Here is a 16,622-nt window from a genome sequence, read left to right as displayed (position 1 = left end):
GGGATAAATATTTTTTTATACTTTTGTCTACTATATCTATAGACTTTATGTTATTTATCAAAACTAATCCTCAAAATACACTAAGCCGTACCATGTACTGCTGTTGTTGCTAACCTCGCATGTAACTCACCTGCACTTATAACTACATCAATATTCAACTTAACTATACTTAATCGTACCACAACTATACTTTAATCAACAATGAAATTATTATCCAGAATTTTTACCCTAATTCTTTTAATCACCTCCACGGCGGCGTTCGCCCAGAACAGTATCACGGCTGTTGTTAAAGACAGCAAAGGCAAGCCAGTACCGCATGCCTCAGTAATTATCAGAGGAACCAGTAATGGTACCGCTGCCGACGAAAACGGCCAGTTCACCCTTAAAGTAACTGTCGATGCCCCGTTTTATATCAGAATCAGTTCGGTAGGTTTTAAACCCCAGGATTTCCAGATTATCAGCGTTCAAAATGCCCCTGCCGAATTTGAATTGGTAAGCGACGACCAATTACAAGAGATCGTCGTGGTTTCCAGAAGGCGCCAGGAAGTTTTACAGGATGTGCCCATTGCTATATCTGTAGTAGGGGGTAATCAGATAGATAAAGCCGGTGCCTTCAATGTTAACCGGGTGAAAGAGCTGGTGCCATCATTGCAGCTTTACTCTTCAAACCCGCGCAATACCGGTATTAACATTCGCGGTATTGGTTCGCCGTTTGGTTTAACTAATGATGGTTTGGATCCGGGTGTTGGTTTTTACGTAGATGGCGTTTATTATGCCCGGCCGGCTGCAGCCACTTTAGATTTTGTTGACATAGAAAATATCGAAGTTTTACGCGGGCCCCAGGGTACATTGTTCGGCAAAAACACTTCGTCGGGTGCTATTAACATCACTACCCGCAAAGCAAGCTTCACCCCGGGCGTAACTTTAGAAAGCAGCTTTGGTAACTATGGCTATATTCAAACCAAAGCCTCGGTAACCGGTCCGCTGGCTAAAACATTGGCAGCACGTATCTCATTTTCGGGTACACAGCGCAATGGTTTAATTCAAAATATTGCAAAGCAAGAGGCCGTAAATGACATCAATAACCTGGGCGCCCACGCGCAGTTTTTATGGCAACCATCAGACAGAACCACCATCACCTTATCTGGTGATATAGCAGATCAAAAGCCCAATGGCTATGTACAGGTGTATGCCGGTACCGCACCTACATTACGCGCCCCTTATAGGCAGTTTAATAATATCATTGCCGATCTAGGTTATAAACTCCCTTCTACCAATCCTTTCGATCGTATTATTGATCAGGATACTCCTGCAAAGTCTGGCAATCAATTAGGAGGCGTTAGCTTAAACGCCGATTTCAAAATAGGGCCGGGTACTTTAACTTCAACTACTGCCTGGCGCTACTGGAACTGGGATCCGTCAACTGACCGTGATTTTACAGGTTTGCCGGTATTAACCAAATCGCAAAACCCGTCAAAACATCACCAGACATCTGAAGAGATTCGTTATGCAGGTGATATTAACGATAAGTTAAGCGGCGTAGTTGGATTGTACTTTTTAGATCAGAAAGTAACCACGACCGGCAGGGAAGAGGCCGGAGCGGCCGAATGGCGCTTTGCGCAAAGCACTACTAATACTGCACAGTGGAAAACGCCGGGTTTATTTGAAGGTTATGGTATTTCAACTAACTCATGGATTAAAGCACAAACCGCTGCCGCATTTGCCAACCTCGACTGGAAAATCGGGGACGCCTTCCACATTAACCCGGGTGTACGCTTTAACTACGACAAAAAAGATGTGTACTACAACCGCGTTGCCAACGGTGGTATAACTATTACAGATCCGGCTTTGCTTGCTTTCAGGAACGCTTTATATAGCAGCCAATTCTACACTACTAACTTCGACGAGAAAAACCTTACTTACCAGGTTACGGCATCATATCGTCCAAACAAAACGCTGAATGCTTTTGCAACTTATTCAACCAGCTACAAACCATCAGGCGTAAACGTGGCAGGTTTGCCAACCATCAACAACGCTCCGGCGCTTAACCTGGCGGTTATCAGCCCTGAAAAAACAAAACATATTGAGTTTGGCGCCAAAACTAACCCGGTTGATAATCTTACGTTAAATATTACTTTCCATAACTCAGATATTAAAGATTATCAAACCAATGTACAATCGCCCGACCCGGGGGTTAACCGTGGTTATTTAGCCACTGCCGAGAAGGTGAATGTTAAAGGCGCTGAGTTAGACGCAAGCTACCGCGCGGGCAGAAACTTTACCTTTTATGCTTCAGGGGCTTATACCGATGCTAAATACGTAAAATTTACTAATGCGCCACTACCGTTAGAGCAAACCGGTTTAACGGTAAATGGTACATCAATCTATTTTAAAGACATTTCAGGCAGCCAGCTGCCGGGAGTTTCTAAATGGACAACTTCGGCCGGTGGCGAGTTCTCAACCGATGCAAAATTTGTCAGCGAGAATACCAAATTTTTTGTGGGTGTTGATGATTACTTCCGTTCACGTTTTTCATCAAGCCCTACGCCGTCTCAATACCTGAATATTGCAGGTTACACGTTAGTAAATGCCCGTTTGGGTTACAGAGCGGTTAAAGGTTTCTCGGCCTATATCTGGAGCCGTAACCTGTTTAATCAGAACTATTTTGAGCAATTGTTACCGGCTACAGGTAATGCCGGCCAGTACGCAGGCGTATTGGGCGACCAAAGAACCTTTGGTATCACCTTACGCTACGTTTTATAATAGATTTTCTTTTCAAATTTAGGTTTATAAATGTGAAAGCGGGCACGAAGAAATTCGGCCCGCTTTTTTGTGTTCATTTAACTTTCTGTCATCTCGACCAGCGGGAGAGATCTATACACACGCTATTCTGTGCAATGTATAGATCTCTCACTATCGTTCGAGATGACATATTGCCGTTATTGGTGTTGTCACCAACAACGACAAAACTCCACCGCGCGTCATTGCGAGGCACGAAGCAATCTCTACACTTGCTAATCAGCCAAGCAGGGTGTAACTATCGCGCAGAGATTGCTTCGTGCCTCGCAATGACGTAGTGGAGACGGCGCGATTGCCATGCTTCGCTCGCAATGACAATTGGTAAAGCGATGAACAAAAAAGCCCGGAATAAATCCCGGGCTTCAAATTGATTGTATATATGATTGATTGGTTAGTCGGCTAAGTTGCGCAGCATAACAGCGCCTACGGTAACGTTAGTACGGCTATCGATGATGATAGCGCCACCATTTGCTTTGTTCTCTTCATAGGCATCAAAAGCCAACGGGTCGGCAGTTTTAATGATAACACGGCCAATATCGTTTAGCTTAAACTCTTCGCTTTGTTCTTTCTCCAGCGTATTAATGTTTACTTTATATAAAGTCTCCTGAATTTTGCAGCGGGTAACCTTGCTGTTGTGTTGAATGAAATAAGTATGCGATGTATCCAGTGCGCGTGTATCCATCCAGCACAAATCGGCCTCAATCAATTGACCAACCTGCGGCTGATAACTGCTGTTCACCAAAATATCGCCACGGCTGATATCAATCTCATCCTGCAGGTGCATGGTGATTGACATACCTGCAATTGCCTCCTCAGGTTCTTGGTCGAAAACTTCAAGTTTAGTAATGGTGGATGTAAAGCCTGATGGCAATACAGTAACCTTATCGTTCACTTTAAATGAACCGCTTGAAACGCGACCGGCGTAACCGCGATAGTCGTGCAGCTCATCGGTTTGCGGGCGCACCACCCATTGTACCGGGAAACGTGCATGCTCCGTACTATCGTCAACATTCAGCTCAACAGTTTCCAGGAAGTCCAACAGGCTTTCGCTATGGTACCAGTTCATGTTGGCCGATTTGTTAACGATGTTATCGCCTTTAAGCGCACTTACCGGGATATAGTGTACATTTTTCAAACCTACTTTACCGGCAAGGGCTTTATAGTCGGTTACAATATTGGTATAAACTTCTTCGCTGTAGTCAACCATGTCCATTTTGTTGATGGCCAGTACTACCTGCTGGATACCAAGCAATGATACCAGGAAGGAGTGACGTATGGTTTGCTCGATAACGCCTTTACGCGCATCAACCAAAATAATGGCAAGATTAGCGTTTGATGCGCCTGTAACCATGTTACGCGTATACTGAATGTGGCCCGGGGTATCGGCAATGATAAATTTACGCTTATCGGTTTGGAAGTATTTGTAAGCCACGTCAATAGTGATACCTTGCTCGCGCTCAGCTTTAAGGCCGTCGGTTAAAATAGCAAGGTCAATAGTGCCGTCGTCGTTTTTACGGTTTGATGCCTGTAAAGCTTCTAATTGATCAAGCAGGATAGAATCGCTATCATAAAGCAAACGACCGATCAGTGTACTCTTACCGTCGTCAACACTACCTGCAGTTAAAAATTTTAATATGTCCATTTATCGATTTACGATTTACGAATTACGATTTCAGATTTATCGCTATTCGAAATTTGTATTAAATATAATTTGTCATTTCGAACATAGTGAGAAATCTATACACATGCTATGAACGGGTGTATAGATTTTTTCGCTCCGCTCAAGGGAATAGTTCTCCCGTTGGTCGAAATGACATATTTTTAATTGCTTAAAAATACCCGCCTTTTTTACGCTCTTCCATAGCCGCTTCTGATACTTTGTCGTCCATGCGGGCGCCGCGTTCGCTGATCTTGGAATGGCTGATCTCGTCTATGATATCGTCAATCAAAAATGCATCAGAGGCTACGGCTGCAGTACAGGTCATATCGCCCACGGTACGGAACCGCACTGTACGGCGCTCAATCACATCGTCAGCATCCATATTCAATACCTCGTGCGCTGCCATTAACTGGCCGTTACGCACAATAGTATCGCGCTCATGCGCAAAGTATATAGACGGTAATTCAATTTTTTCTCTGCGGATGTAATTCCAGACGTCAAGCTCGGTCCAGTTTGAAATAGGGAATACACGAACGTTCTCACCTTTATGGATCTTGCCATTATAGATGTTCCAAAGTTCAGGACGCTGACGTTTTGGATCCCATTGGCCAAACTCGTCGCGCACCGAGAATATACGCTCTTTAGCACGCGCCTTTTCCTCATCACGACGTGCGCCACCGATACAAGCGTCAAATTTATGCTCAGCAATAGTATCCAGCAAGGTAACGGTTTGCAAAGCATTACGACTGGCATTTTTACCTTTTTGCTCAACTACTTTGCCTTGATCGATTGAATCCTGCACGCTGCCTACAATCAGTTTTTCGCCCAGGCGTTTCACCATAGCATCGCGGTATTCAATAGTCTCAACAAAATTGTGGCCGGTATCAATGTGTACCAGCGGGAAAGGAAATTTACCAGGACGAAAAGCCTTCTCGGCCAAACGTACCAGCGTAATAGAATCTTTTCCTCCTGAAAATAAAAGCGCAGGGCGCTCAAACTGGCCGGCTACTTCGCGCAGAATATGAATAGCTTCAGCTTCGAGCTCGTCTAAATAATCCAGTTGTTTGTGATTTGTCATTAATGAGTGAATGAGTGAATTAGTGATTGAGTGAGTTGCTGGTCGCTCTTTTACTAATCCGGTAACTATTTATTATCAATTATTAATTCGTGCAGGCCGCATTCTTTTTTGGATTGGTCTTCCCACCACCAGCGCCCTGCTCTAAAATCTTCGCCTTCTCTAATTGCTCTGGTACATGGCTGGCATCCAATGCTCGGGAAACCGCGGTCGTGCAAAGTATTGTAAGGTATGGTATATTGTTTAATGAAGGCTTTAACGTCGTCTAAGGTCCAGTCAAAAATAGGATGGAACTTGGTCAGGTTATGTCCCTCGTCCCATTCAACATTGTGCATGTCATGACGGTTCACCGACTGCTCGGCACGGATACCGGTTATCCACACTTTGTTACCAGCCAAAGCGCGGTTCAAAGGCTCAACCTTGCGTATACCGCAGCACTCTTTACGGTTTTCAACCGATTCATAAAAACTACTCGGACCTTTTTCATTCAGCATTTTCTCAACCGCCTCATGTTGCGGATAGTAGGCAAAAATGGTTTTGCCATAAATTTCCATGGTGCGGTTCCAGGTATAGTAGGTCTCCGGGAAGATGCGGCCGGTTTCCAGTGTAAAAATCTTAATCGGAATATTATTGGCAAAGATCATATGGGTAATCGCCTGATCTTCCCATCCAAAACTGCTCGAAAAAACAACCTGACCGGGATATTGCTCAGCAAGTTTGGTCAATGCCGCCACAGGGTCAAGCCCGGCGGTTAGTTGTTTAATATCGTCTGCCTGTGTACTCATTATATTATTTTCATTGCAAAGTTAACAATGGTTCGCAAACTCATGATTACAATTATTACAGCCACCGCAATCATGATAGCTTTTGTAGATATTTTGTTGGATATTTTAGCCGCAATGGGCGATGCCAAAGCACTGCCAAAAACAAGGCCGGCTACAGCATCCCAATGTTTACCGTTTAACATAGTGATAAAGGTAAGCGAGCTCATTAATGCAATAAAGAAACGCGAAAGTTTAACAGTACCTAATGAGAAGCGAGCATTTCTTCCGCCGGCAATTAAGGCTGATAGTACGATAGAGCCCCAGCCGCCGCCGCCTACAGCATCAATAAAGCCACCGCCAAACCCTAACAACTGAATCTTTTTAATCTTTTTTGGTCGGGCTTCGCCATTACCCTTCAGTTTGAAGGCTTTGTTGAATATAACTATACCTAAAATAAGCGTATAAACAGACACAAAAGGCTTGGTGTACATGCTGTAATGCTCGAGCGAAGAAAGCAAATAAGCACCAGCCACAGCGCCAATAATGCCGGGAACTAGTAACAGCTTAAATAGTTTCCAGTTGATATTACCCATACGGTAATGCATCCAACCGGCAATACCGTTGCTCATAATCTCAGAGAGGTGCACACTCATACTGGCCGATGCGGGCGGGATACCCATTGACAAAGCAAACTGCGTTGAAGTGACACCATACGACATCCCAATGGCGCCGTCGATCATTGCGAAGATAAAGCCACCCACAAGAAAGTAATAAAACGTCGGAGTAATGCCCTGTACATAAACTTTAAAATCGGGGTCATTAAACCAAAGCGCGGTTACTGTAACACCGATGGCAAAAACTATAGACAGCCAAATTAACCATTGCAGGTTTTTACGATCTTGTTTTTGTTCGACTAATACTGAAGTTACTTCATTCAGCTTTTTAACCTTATAAGCAAAGTCGCCTGACAAGGTTTCGCGCAGCTGACTCATGTTTTGAAGCGATTCATTCAGCTCGGTTGGTATGTTTTCGTCTAAAACCTCGCGCAAACGTTTGGCCACAGTGGGCGATTTGCCGTTGGTTGAAATACCAATTTTTAAGTCGCCTTTTTGTACTATCGAACCTAAATAGAAGTCGCACAGGTCGGGCTTATCGGCAACGTTAATTAATAATTTGCGTTGATGCGCCGATTCGCGTATGTAGGTATTAAGTTTGCTATCGTCTGTAGCTGCAATAACGAGGTCGGCATTATCCAGGTCTTCATCGCTGAAAGATTTCTCAATGATCTTTACAGTGGGGAAGGTGCCGGCAAGCTCATACACGCCCTTGATAACTGATTTAGCTATCACGGTAACACGAGCTTCGCGGCTGTTATGCAAAATAGCGTTCAGCTTTTCCAAGCCAACGTTACCCCCGCCAATGAGCACGGTATGCAACTGGTTCAGCTTCAGGAACACGGGGAACAGTTGGTTACCGTAGTTTCTTTCGTCCTGCACTGTGTCTAACTCGTTATTTTGAGGCAATAGCGTCATTTATTTTTTTCAGGATTATGACTGCAGCACGGCTTCTCTTTTAGCTTTGACATCCGCTAAAAATTCGGTAGCCTGGGCTTTGTATCTGGCTGCAAACTCTTCAGACGGCTCGTTTTGGTTAATCTGGGTTATCAGGTCATTAAAGGTACCCTCTAAAGCAAACTCGCCGGTTGAAACGTATTGCGCATCAAATTCTTTAATAATACCTATCTGGGTGCTGGCATTGATGCCTTTATCCAACAACAAGGCTTTAGCAGAGTTGATGAACGTATTATATGAATGATAAATAGCATCGGCCCATGCGCCACCGTTAAACGATTCGTTTGCCCATTCCAGTTTCTCGTCGCTTTCATATAGCAAAGTTGCTACCAGGTCAATAACCACGCCGGCACACTCGCCAACGCCTATAGCCTTTTCGTAGCTTTCAACGTGGCCCCAATCTACAAAATCTTCGTCGGTTAAGTTGGTTAGGTCGGCTAATGGTTTCAGCATTTGGTAAAAATAATCTTTACCCTGACGATCGTAGTAATCGTTAAACAATTCGTTTTCTATTGAGTTGGCTTTGTAATCGTCTAACAGGTTTCTTAAAACATGTGTAGCACGTTTTGCCGGTATCTTAATTACGCGATCTCCGGCGCGGCCAATGCCATCGCCAACAACGCCACCGCCCAGCATTACCTGCATGGACGGCAATACTTTGGCACCAGCTTTCAACGAGCTGCCATGAAAACCAATATGCGCCATACTATGCTGGCCGCATGAGTTCATACAGCCGCTTATTTTTATCTTAATATCGCGATTATAGATCAAATCTTCATATTCATTATAGATCAGATCTTCGAGCACACGGGCGAAAGTCATGCTGTTTGATATACCCAGATTACAGGTATCAGTACCCGGGCAGGTGGTAACATCGGCAACGCTGTCAAAACCCGGAGCAGCCATACCCAGTTCGGCCAGTCCGTTATACAGGGTAGGGAACACCTCTTTGCGAACATATTTTAACAGCAAACCCTGATTCTGTGTAACCCGAATTTCATCGCCGGCCAACGGCTCTAACAAAGCAACCAGTTTGCGCGCTTTTTCGGTAGGGATATCGCCGGTTTGCACTTTAATGTACACGCCGTAAAAACCCTTTTGCTTTTGCTCAAAAACGTTGGTAGCCAGCCATTGCTCATAACCCAGCGGGTTGCTGATGGTTACGTCGCCAAATTGTTGTTCGGCAGGCAGGGCAGGTACTTCAACGGCATCGGTATCTATTTTGTACGATTGTACTTTATTGGCTTTTCTTTCAACCTGCATCATGCGCAGCACCTCTTCCAGGCCGTATTTCTGAATCACGTATTTAAAACGGGCCTTGTTACGGTTGTTGCGCTCGCCGTAACGGTCAAAAACACGGATAGCGGACTCAGTATAAGGAATCAGCTGGTCTCCAGGTAAAAACTCCTCAACTATATTAGCCAGGATAGGCTGGGCACCAAGTCCGCCGCCTAACATCACTTTAAAACCACGCTCACCTTTTTCGTTGATCTTAGGGATAAAACCCAAGTCGTGTATAAATGAATAAGCCGTGTCCTCATCGCTTGATGAGAACGATATTTTGAATTTACGAGGCATATCCTGGTTAACCGGGTTACGCAGCAAATAATCAAACATTCCGTAAGCATATGGCGATACGTCAAAAGGTTCTTTTGGGTCGATACCAGCAGTGGGTGAGGCCGTAACGTTACGTACAGTGTTACCACAGGCTTCGCGCAGGGTTACATCATCTTTTTCAAGATCGGCCCATAGTTGGGGAGTGCGATCAAGGCTGACATAATGTATCTGTATATCCTGGCGGGTAGTCAGGTGCAGGTTGCGGCTTGCATATTCGTCAGACACATCGGCAATGCGCAGTAATTGTTTAAAAGTTACTTTGCCAAACGGCAATTTAATACGCACCATTTGCACGCCGGGTTGGCGCTGGCCATATATACCACGTGCTAAACGTAAACTTCTGAATTTTTCATCATGGATTTTTCCTTCACGAAACTCACGGATCTTTTTCTCAAGATTGATGATATCTTGCTCAACTACTGGGTTTTCGAGCTCTGTTCTAAAGCTTTGCATACACTTATCGTAATAAAATCAGCCTCATGGTTTACAGTTTGCGAGGCCTTATAGCCACCAAAGATATATATAGTATATGGAATTGGTAGAATATTATTTAAAAAAGGTGAATTTTAACAATCAGATGAATATCACAAGATGTTAAATGTTAAGGAGCTTAACTTCCAGGCTGTTTTCCCTGGCAATGACATCAGCAATGCTGGTTTCTGAAAGTATTTTGAGTGTAGCATCGCGCACATCAATAAATACGTCGCGTATACCGCAGGTGGTTTCAGAATGGCACTCGTCGCATTTGTGGTAAAAATTTAAACTTGCGCAAGGCAGCATAGCTACCGGCCCGTCAGTGATGCGAAGAATGCTTACCAGGTAAATATCTTTGGGGTCTTTGTTTAAAGCATAACCACCGCCGGCGCCTTTCTTACTGTATAAAAAACCGGCATTGCGCATATCTAACAATATTTGTTCAAGGAACTTTTTAGGTATACGCTCCTGTTCGGCAATTTTTGAGATTTGCATAGGTGGTTTATCCACGTTCTTCCCAAGAATCACTAATGCCTTAATAGCATATTTAGTTTTCTTTGATAGCATTTTTAAAAGTTAAAACTAACAAATATAATTATTGCAATTAATAATATCGATTTACTATACTTTATTTTACACTAACGTCAGAGTGCCCTAAATTCTTACCGGGGTTTACCTTGTCGCGCACCAGTTGTTTTAGTTCCTTGATCTCCGGAAAACGGCCTTCCTGCTTACGGTCAAACAATTTTTCGCCATCTAAACTGATGGTATAGCGCCCTGCTATTTCGCTGGGATGCAAAGTCACGCCGTACAGCTCATCTTCAAAAGTGGTTAAAAGCTCCTGGGCCATGTAAGCGGCACGCAGCAGCCAGTGGCATTTAGGGCAGTACTCAATAGTTATACTTGGTTTCATATACGGTTAAACTATAAATCTATCTTCAAAATGTTCAGTTAGCAGGCATATTTCATCTCCTACAGCAATAGTACCGGTGCCATAGTGTACCAGGTTTTGGCCAAAGTATATTTTTTTGTTTTTAGCCCGGTATCCGGCCAGGGTTCTGGTAGGTTCTTTGGCTGATGTGGCTTTTTGCTGATCAATAGTAACAACATTACAGCGTGCGCATAATTTTACCCCGCGAAAGTTAATATTATTAATGGTGATACTATCCATAGTATCTTCCAGGTAGGGCCTGCCTCCGGTAAATACAATGTTTGGCCTGAAACGGTTAACGGGCAGCGGCTCATCTAATCGCGCGTTCAGATCGTCTAACGAAGCCTGGCCGATCATCATAAAAGGGTAGGCGTCCGAGAATGAGGTTACATGTCCCGGTTCTGTATATTGCGTATCAGTAAAACGCTGTGTTTCATCGGGCATAAAAACCAGCCTGACATCCTGCCCAAGTTGCTTACTGAACCAATCATCAAAAGTTTGACCAACCAGCTGCGCCAGGCAGGTGTCGTCCCAAATAATTACATCTATAAACTTTTGATTTTCAGGCGTTATTGGAATGCTAATTAAAGTATTATCTGGTGCAGATATTGTCAGATATTTTTCAGAAATATTGGGAACCAGCAGAGCCATTGCAGCGTGTTCACGCTGCGAAATAAAACGGTTGTTTTTGTCAATCAACATCCAACGGCGATCATATTTAAAACCGCGATCAGTAACCATAGCGCTGTTTAGACTGATACCGGCTAATGATTTTACAGGATAAATGTATAGTTGGCTAACTTTTAACATAGACTTTTTTAGATAAGGCAAAGGTATTTGATTTGTTGACACCAATGGCGCCAAAAGTTTATACGCTGCTAGGCATATGAGCGACAACTAAAATTAGGTACAATATTTTGTAAAAAACAAGACAAGACGAAGTTTCGGTATTTTGGTTTAAAGGTGATTGTATGCTACGACCCGGTAAAATGTTTACTATTCGTCAAAGGCGTAAATATGTTAATTAAATATCATTTTGTTAATAACTATACGCAAGGCGTACAAAAAGTAATTACTATTTTCGAAACAACTATAATTAACACTTTCAGAAGATGAGATCCAGCCTGAGTAAAGTATTTTTACTGATTATTATATTATTTACCACCTCTTGTTCATCATACAAACAAATACCTTATTTTCAGGATCTTAATCATAGTGTAATTTCAGAGGAAAGCATTGATAATTACTCGCCGCTTAAAATACAGGCTGGAGATTTGCTGGGCATTAATGTAGCCAGTTTGAGTCCGGAAAACGAATTCAGCAGCTCAAACTCGCGGGTTACCGGCAATGATAACATGAACACCGGCAGCGCAAAATCAAACATTGGGCAGGGAGCAGATAACTCAAACCCAAACCCGGTTTATGGTTACAGAGTAAATCAAAAAGGCGAAATTATTATACCGTATTTGGGTAAAGTGCAGGTAAAAGGCTTAACAACTGATGAACTTGCCGCTAAACTTACCCCCCAACTGGAGCAATACCTGAAACAACCTGTTGTTAACATACGCGTGCTTAATTTTAAAGTTTCTGTTTTGGGCGATGTACTGAGGCCCGATGTTTTTAGTGTTCAAAATGAACGAATAACCATCATGGAAGCGCTTGGCCTGGCCGGCGACCTGAACATCACCGCAAAAAGGAGAAATGTACTTTTAATAAGAGAGGTTGATGGCAAACGCCAGTTTATGCCCGTTGATCTTACTTCAAAAAACATATTCTCGTCGCCTTACTATTACTTACAGAATAATGATGTAATATATGTTGAACCCGACCGTATCAAGTATGCACCGCTTGACAGGGGCTACCGTACCTTAAATACCACACTGGCTATTGTTTCGGCACTTGGGGTTGTTGTTACTTCTTATTTCTTATACCACAACAGTAATAAATAATCTATGTGTGCACAAAAATCTATCGCGCAAAACAATAAGCGTCCGCAACCGGATGACGAGTTTAATTTGCGCGAAATTCTGGCCAAATATCTGCATTACTGGCCTGTATTTTTGCTGTTTACCATTATTACTATGATTGGCGCCTATGCTTTTCATATGGTTACCAAACCGGTTTATGATATCAAGGCTACCTTGTTGCTTCAGGACGACAGCCAAACTAACGATATTAAATCTTCGCTTCAAAGTATGGGCATCTCCGGCTCGCCTAAAAGCTTTGAGAACGATGTGGAGGTTTTAAACTCAAGGCGGCTGATTACCAATGTAGTAAGCGACCTTAAACTCTGGGTGTCATACAAAGTAGTTGATGATCATTTAAAAAAAGATATTTATGGGGATGAATGTCCCATCACTTTTAGCTTATTAAGGCCGGGCGTGAAGCTGGATCAAAAAATTACAATTGTTATTAAAAACGCTTATTCATTTTCGCTTAAAACATCAGGCCAAAGTGATGACGATGGCGAAAGCTATGGTTTTAACAGTGATGTTACCACCGCCGCGGGCTTGTGGCAAATTACACCAACCCGTAATCTGGCTAAATATATTGGTACTACTATTATTATTCAGCTGGCCGACCCTCAAACCGTTGTTGCCGACGTACAACACGGCCTGGAGGTTGCGCTTAAAGATAAACTGGAATCATCGGCCGTTGATATTTCTTATAAAGATCAGATTCCGAAAAGAGGGCAGGATATAGTGAATAACCTGATAAGCTCATATAACAAGCTGCAGGTTGATGATAAAAATGCGCGCACTAAAACTAAACTTGATTTTATCGACAAGCGTTTAGATTCTTTATCGGTCGACCTGAATTATGCCGAGAAGCAGGTGGAACAATACCGTGCGTCGCATGGTATTACTGATATTCAATCGCAGTCTAACTCATACTTACAAAGCGCCCAGGTTAACGATGCTAAATTAGTCGACGTAAATATTCAGTTGAGAGTAATTAACGATATAGAGAACTATATCAATTCGCCCAATGTCACAGATAAAACAGTACCGTCAACCATAGGCATCAATGACCCAAACCTGGTTTCGCTGGTTCAAAGCTATGTCGACCAGCAGCGCCAACGGAGCAGTCTACTGGCAACTACGCCCGAAAAAAATCCGGCATTTGATCCCATAAATAAACAAATAGCAACTACACGCAGCGCTATCAGAGAGAATATCAATAATATTAAATCATCGTTACAGGTTACCCGCAGCGAATTATTGAACTATGGTTCTAAATATCGTTCATCAATAGCAAGTATACCCGGCGAAGACAGAGAGCTTGAAGCTTTAAAACGTTTACAGGTAAGTAAAGAAGCGCTTTACAATTTATTGCTGCAAAAACGCGAAGAAGCCGCCCTCGATTATGCTTCTACTTTATCAAACGCGCAGACAGTGGATGTTGCCTATGTGATACCGCCTAAAGCAAGCAAAGCGCTGGTGCCGTTTGCTGCCGCATTGGTGCTTGGGCTTCTGATACCTGCCGGGTTGATTTATTTGAGGGATATCGTCAAAAATAAAATTACGAGCCGACGCAGTATCGAGAAGGCTTTACCTGTACCAATTTCGGGCGAAATAGAAGAAGGCGACCTGAGGAGCCCGATTGTTACCGATGCAGAGAACGACAAGGTAAGTTTTATGCTTGTAGAGCAGTTCAGGAGCTTACGCACGCAATTACATTATCTGCATAATAATGACAGTAAAGGCAGGGTGACCCTGTTGGCATCAAGCGTGGCAGGCGAGGGGAAGAGCTTTGTAGCATCAAACCTGGGCATTGCTTTGGCCACCGCGGGGAAGCGTACTATTATTTTAGAACTTAATTTGTATCGCCCTGTTATGGCGCAGCTCTTTAATTTACCTGAATCGCATCCCGGCATGAGCAATTACCTGAACTGGGAATCGCTCAAAGAGGAGGTTATCCAGAATACGGTAACCTATCGCAATCTGGATGTAATTACAAGCGGGCAGTTTATCCCCAATTTTTCGGAATTACTTGACCGTAAACGTATTGAGATATTGCTTGACTGGCTGCGTTTACATTATGACCATATACTAATTGACACTTCGCCGCTGCAAGTTATAGGCGACGCCAGCATTGTGGCCCGTTTATGTGATATAACGCTATATGTTATCCGTAAAAATTTTACCTCAAAAGCTGAGCTCTCCTACATCAACAACCTGTGTGTTGAACACCAGTTGCCCAGCATGAGTATTGTTTTTAACGGTGTAGACAGCGTCAAAGAAACGTATAAAGATTATTTTAATACCAAAGGATAAATTGCGCGACTAATGGCTATCAAAATTATAGCGTCGGCTAGAAAATTTATAGCCTCGTTAACCGGGTCTGATAAATCACTCACCGGCAAGGTTAATCTAAACATCATTATTTCCTTCGGTTTAAGAGCAATCAGTGTCGCCTCGGCATTTTTAACCGTTTCATTTTCCCTGAAATTACTCGATACCAACAAATATGGCATCTGGCTGGCCATTTCGTCAACAGTTAGCTGGATCAGTGTATTGGATATTGGTTTAGCAAACGGCTTGAGAAATAAGATAGCAGAATATTTCGCCTTAAAAGATTATGCAAGCAGTAAGGTAGACGTATCGTCAACCTATGCCATATTGTTAATGATTATGGTGCCTGTGATGCTGATATTTTGTGCTATAGCGCCTTTTGTAAACTGGAACAGTGTATTCAATACCCATCTTGACGAGCATGAGCTTATGTACACGCTGATTGCGGTATTTATAGGCCTGGCGCTGCAGTTTGTTTTAAAACCCATAGCATCAATTTTACAAGGCGATCAAAAAATACATAAAGCCAACCAAATAGCGCTGGTTTGTAACGTGTCCCCATTAATACCTATTATTGTAGGCGCTAAGTATCTTAAGGGCTCCATACTTTTCCTGGCTATGGCACAAACTATGCTGCCGGTGTTAGTGATGCTTATCTATAGCATCGTTTTGTTTTCAAAGGGATATAAAAACATAAGTCCGTCCTTAAAAAGTGTTGATCTCAAAAAAAGCAGATCGCTGTTTGGGTTAAGTTTTGCCTTTTTTATTGTGCAGATAGCCCGTGTATTTATTCTGTCGACAACTGAGATCATCATCACCCGAAACTTTGGTGGCTCATATGTTACTATTTATAATTTGTTGTTCAGGTATTATTCAGTAGCGGGCATTGTACTTTATATAGTTTTGGCTACCTATTGGAGTGCATTTACTAATGCCTTTGCTTTAAATGATCTGGAGTGGGTAAGGGCGAGTATCCGCAAATTGCTCAAAATGGCATTTGCTTTCACAGCGATAATCATTGTACAGTTTTTGCTCATTAAGCCGGTGTTTCATATCTGGGTGGGCGACAAGGTGCCGGTACCCATGTCAACCAGCATCAGTATGGCTATTTATTTTATACTTTGCCTGTTTACTGATACCCTGGTAATTGTAATAAACGGATCAGGGCGCATGCGAATACAATCTATCGTCACCATGATTACTGCAATATTGCATATACCTGTGGTGCTGTTTCTGATCAGGTATTATCATATGGGCCTTAATGCCATTGTTTACGCAACCTCGATTTGGGTTATTATACAAGGTATTATGTGGCGCCGCGAAATTGGGGTGATTATGCGCCAAAGCGAATTAAGAGCCGCTGCTGCCGGTGTCAAAGAGGCAGACAAATTGCAAACTAACTAAACTGCTGTATTTTTTTAATACCAGCTAATAAA

12 protein-coding genes are annotated in these 16,622 nt (G+C 43.0%); 4 read left to right on the top strand and 8 right to left on the bottom strand.

What is annotated here, in order from left to right; translation table 11 throughout:
• The first annotated feature begins 201 nt into the window (after positions 1-201).
• Complete coding sequence (locus ACFS5N_RS03930) at positions 202-2,763, top strand: TonB-dependent receptor (RefSeq protein WP_377182455.1); 2,562 nt, start codon at positions 202-204, stop codon at positions 2,761-2,763.
• A 427-nt stretch (positions 2,764-3,190) separates the two neighbouring features.
• On the opposite strand, the gene ACFS5N_RS03925 is transcribed toward ACFS5N_RS03930, so the two are convergent.
• The 8 genes from ACFS5N_RS03925 to ACFS5N_RS03890 all read right to left on the bottom strand — a co-directional run bounded on the left by ACFS5N_RS03925 (position 3,191) and on the right by ACFS5N_RS03890 (position 11,701).
• A complete protein-coding gene (locus ACFS5N_RS03925; RefSeq protein ID WP_377182453.1) occupies positions 3,191-4,441 on the bottom strand; it encodes a sulfate adenylyltransferase subunit 1 in 1,251 nt (416 codons plus the stop codon).
• A gap of 187 nt (positions 4,442-4,628) precedes the next feature.
• Complete coding sequence (cysD, locus tag ACFS5N_RS03920) at positions 4,629-5,537, bottom strand: sulfate adenylyltransferase subunit CysD (protein ID WP_377182451.1); 909 nt, start codon at positions 5,535-5,537, stop codon at positions 4,629-4,631.
• A gap of 65 nt (positions 5,538-5,602) precedes the next feature.
• A complete protein-coding gene (locus ACFS5N_RS03915) occupies positions 5,603-6,319 on the bottom strand; it encodes a phosphoadenylyl-sulfate reductase (RefSeq protein ID WP_377182449.1) in 717 nt (238 codons plus the stop codon).
• Positions 6,319-7,830 (bottom strand): TSUP family transporter, encoded by a 1,512-nt coding sequence (locus ACFS5N_RS03910; RefSeq protein WP_377182447.1) that lies wholly within the window; start codon positions 7,828-7,830, stop codon positions 6,319-6,321. The genes ACFS5N_RS03915 and ACFS5N_RS03910 overlap by 1 nt, the downstream gene beginning before the upstream one ends.
• Before the next feature lie 15 nt (positions 7,831-7,845).
• Positions 7,846-9,939, bottom strand: a complete 2,094-nt coding sequence (locus tag ACFS5N_RS03905) for a nitrite reductase (protein ID WP_377182445.1) — start codon at positions 9,937-9,939, stop codon at positions 7,846-7,848.
• A gap of 141 nt (positions 9,940-10,080) precedes the next feature.
• Positions 10,081-10,527: an RrF2 family transcriptional regulator gene (locus ACFS5N_RS03900; protein WP_377182443.1), complete on the bottom strand. Its 447-nt coding sequence runs from the start codon at positions 10,525-10,527 to the stop codon at positions 10,081-10,083.
• Positions 10,528-10,588: 61 nt separating this feature from the next.
• The gene (locus ACFS5N_RS03895; RefSeq protein WP_377182441.1) at positions 10,589-10,873 is read right to left on the bottom strand and encodes a SelT/SelW/SelH family protein; all 285 of its coding nucleotides are present in this window, start codon (positions 10,871-10,873) and stop codon (positions 10,589-10,591) included.
• Positions 10,874-10,879: 6 nt separating this feature from the next.
• On the bottom strand, positions 10,880-11,701 hold the full coding sequence (locus ACFS5N_RS03890; RefSeq protein WP_377182439.1) for an MOSC domain-containing protein: 822 nt from the start codon (positions 11,699-11,701) through the stop codon (positions 10,880-10,882).
• Positions 11,702-12,003: 302 nt separating this feature from the next.
• On the opposite strand from ACFS5N_RS03890, the gene ACFS5N_RS03885 reads away from it, so the two are divergent.
• From ACFS5N_RS03885 to ACFS5N_RS03875, 3 genes are read left to right on the top strand one after another with little or no spacing between them, the layout of a single operon-like run.
• On the top strand, positions 12,004-12,840 hold the full coding sequence (locus ACFS5N_RS03885; RefSeq protein WP_377182437.1) for a polysaccharide biosynthesis/export family protein: 837 nt from the start codon (positions 12,004-12,006) through the stop codon (positions 12,838-12,840).
• A 3-nt stretch (positions 12,841-12,843) separates the two neighbouring features.
• On the top strand, positions 12,844-15,168 hold the full coding sequence (locus ACFS5N_RS03880; RefSeq protein ID WP_377182435.1) for a GumC family protein: 2,325 nt from the start codon (positions 12,844-12,846) through the stop codon (positions 15,166-15,168).
• Positions 15,169-15,180: 12 nt separating this feature from the next.
• A complete protein-coding gene (locus ACFS5N_RS03875; RefSeq protein ID WP_377182433.1) occupies positions 15,181-16,590 on the top strand; it encodes a lipopolysaccharide biosynthesis protein in 1,410 nt (469 codons plus the stop codon).
• The last annotated feature ends 32 nt before the right edge of the window (positions 16,591-16,622 follow it).

Source organism: Mucilaginibacter ximonensis (genome assembly GCF_042686265.1).
In the GTDB taxonomy this organism is placed as follows: domain Bacteria; phylum Bacteroidota; class Bacteroidia; order Sphingobacteriales; family Sphingobacteriaceae; genus Mucilaginibacter; species Mucilaginibacter ximonensis.
The sequence above is the reverse complement of the archived record's forward strand: the minus strand, read 5'-3'. Positions and strand labels throughout refer to the sequence as shown.